Origin of the sequence: Marilutibacter chinensis (genome assembly GCF_021725675.1) — a bacterium.
GTDB lineage: Bacteria > Pseudomonadota > Gammaproteobacteria > Xanthomonadales > Xanthomonadaceae > Marilutibacter > Marilutibacter chinensis.
This window is the reverse complement of sequence record NZ_JAKJPO010000030.1, coordinates 1-2174: the sequence shown is the minus strand read 5'-3', so window position 1 is coordinate 2174 and position 2174 is coordinate 1. Positions and strand designations below refer to the sequence as shown.

Here is a 2174-nt window from a genome sequence, read left to right as displayed (position 1 = left end):
GTCAATGCCAGACGGCGTGACGAGCTGCGTGCGGAAGGGGCCTTAACTGCCTGACAGCTAGGCTCACAAGACAGTTGCTGAATTAAGCCGAGCCGCGAAGCGGCTTCGGCTTGAATGAATTGTTAGGGGGCGCCGTCGGTGTAGTGACGCACCGCGGCCTTTGATGTTTGCCCCTGGCAGGGTCCGTTTGCTAGATCGGCAGCAGCCTTGGCGCTGTCCACCGCAACCCCAGCAGCCTTTTGCATTGCCGCCTCTCCGCCACCGTCCAATCGGGCCTTTTCCCAAGCAGCGGTGGCATTGGCTTGGAGCCTCTCAAACCTGGCGCTGCACTCAGCCGCGCTGAGGTGCTGAGTGCTTGCACAGCCCGAGATGCCTAATAGCAGAACTGAGTAGCCGAGGTACTTCATGTGCCCCCTAACACCAGAATTAAGCCGACCCGCGAAGCGGGTTAGGCTTGAATGAATTGTTAGGCCCCAACATACGGATGACTTGGAATGCCAGCAAGATCCTGTGGCAGCTACCGACTGCTAGACGCCAAAACGGACTTAGCGCTTTGCAGAAAATCATCCAGTTGTGCGGGGTCTGACGTAGCACCGTCCGACTCAAGCGACAGCCAAGACAACAAATCGTCTGTGGGCTGCGGGCTGCGGGAGTTGAACTGCTCAAGGAAGGCGAGCAGTACATGGAATGACTGACGAAGGCTCAGCTGCTGGTCGAAATCGGGATCGGTGATCTTGGTCATGGCCGAAGAGTCTGATTGGGGCCTAAGGCCTGAGTTAAGCCGCACCGCTTTGCGGCGACGGCAGAGCCACAATCATAGAGGCTTTGCCGACGCCGCGAAGCGGTGTCGGCTTGAACGAATTGTTAGGTGCGCACTTCAGACGCCATGCGTATTGCGGAAGGAAGCTCACGCAGCTTTCTGCAGATGGTGGTGCCAGAAGCAATTGCCGTCAATTTGCTGGCCATGTATGCGTCAGTCCTGAATATGTCCACGTATGGTGCGTGTAATGCATGTATCGCATCTGCGAAGTCAGAATGGTTGAGATTTCGAGTGTTGGAACCAAGAGAGTCCTCAATTGTCTTTGCCATGAGCTTGAACATTGCGGCCATTCCTGGACAGTGTTTCTGAATTTCAGCAGCGCTGGGTTTGATCGTTTTGCCGGACTTGGCTATGAAATTCTCGATACTCTCCTGTAAGACATCGTCCGCGATCTGACGCCATGCTCGAATAGGGTCGTCAACAAGCTTCGATTTTTCGATTGATTCGGAGAAGCGGTCAAATGTTCGATTTGATGTGGCGCGAATGAAATTTGGCACGAACGCTAAGTTGTCGTGATGATTCTGAAACCAGCGCATCATCCAGCTGACGTCGCGAAGAGATTCCAATAGTGCTCTTTCGGCTTGCGCACGTGATGCTTTTCCTGCGATGAACGAGATAACTGTCCGAGCATTCTCTGGCTTCATGGGGTAGGCGGCTATGGCTTCTTTTGCCAGATCGTCCATGCCCGATAAAAGTTCATTTGAAGCGCGCGAGCGGAGAGATCCGCCACGCAACGTCATGCTCTTGGCCTTCCTGCGTTGCTCTCTATTCAATGGGCGATCCGAAAGCGCTTCTTGAAATGACTTGCGCATATCAACTTCATCTAGTAGCGGTCCGACTGACGGAAACCAGTCGCCTTTGCTCGATATGATCAGATCACGAGTTGGCGGCGATTGCCCAAAGCTTGAAATTTCAGTTTCAAGAATGCGATCTATTGAAATGAATGTATTCCTGCCACAGAGAAGTTCGATCACTTCACTCCTTTCAACTGCCAGATGGGTAACGCTGGCCGTTAGAGGGGCACATTCTGAAACTATTACAGATGAAGAGATGAAGGTGGCTTCACCTGATTCCCTGCAAGAGGCAAGCTCTTGGAGGAGATCGTTATCCTTGGTCAGCTTGGAATAATCCTGGCTGTCTAGGTACACGAGAAGTGACATGGCTTGGGCGCACCTAACGCCTTATGTCTTGGCTTTCCCCTACTGTAAGCGCCGAGAGCCCGGCGTGCGCGCCCGATAACGCCTCGGTGTCAGCACCACCGTAATTCAGCAGGGGCCGCACGCCGGATCTCGCGCCCTGCGCCCGAACAGTTGATCGAGGTTGTCCTCGAACTGATAAGCGTGGGCCTCGGGCG

At 54.1% G+C, this 2174-nt stretch carries 2 protein-coding genes; both read right to left on the bottom strand.

The window, feature by feature from the left end:
• Nucleotides 1-517 precede the first annotated feature (517 nt).
• Entirely contained in the window at nucleotides 518-742 is a 225-nt protein-coding gene (locus L3V18_RS19155; RefSeq protein ID WP_237057062.1) for a hypothetical protein, read from the bottom strand.
• A 122-nt stretch (nucleotides 743-864) separates the two neighbouring features.
• On the bottom strand, nucleotides 865-1980 hold the full coding sequence (locus tag L3V18_RS19150; protein WP_237057061.1) for a hypothetical protein: 1116 nt from the start codon (nucleotides 1978-1980) through the stop codon (nucleotides 865-867).
• Nucleotides 1981-2174: the final 194 nt, after the last annotated feature.

Bases quoted from the DNA above. Each gene is read 5' to 3' on its own strand.
- L3V18_RS19155 (WP_237057062.1), bottom strand. From the start codon at position 742: ATGACCAAGATCACCGATCCCGATTTCGACCAGCAGCTGAGCCTTCGT.
- L3V18_RS19150 (WP_237057061.1), bottom strand. From the start codon at position 1,980: ATGTCACTTCTCGTGTACCTAGACAGCCAGGATTATTCCAAGCTGACC.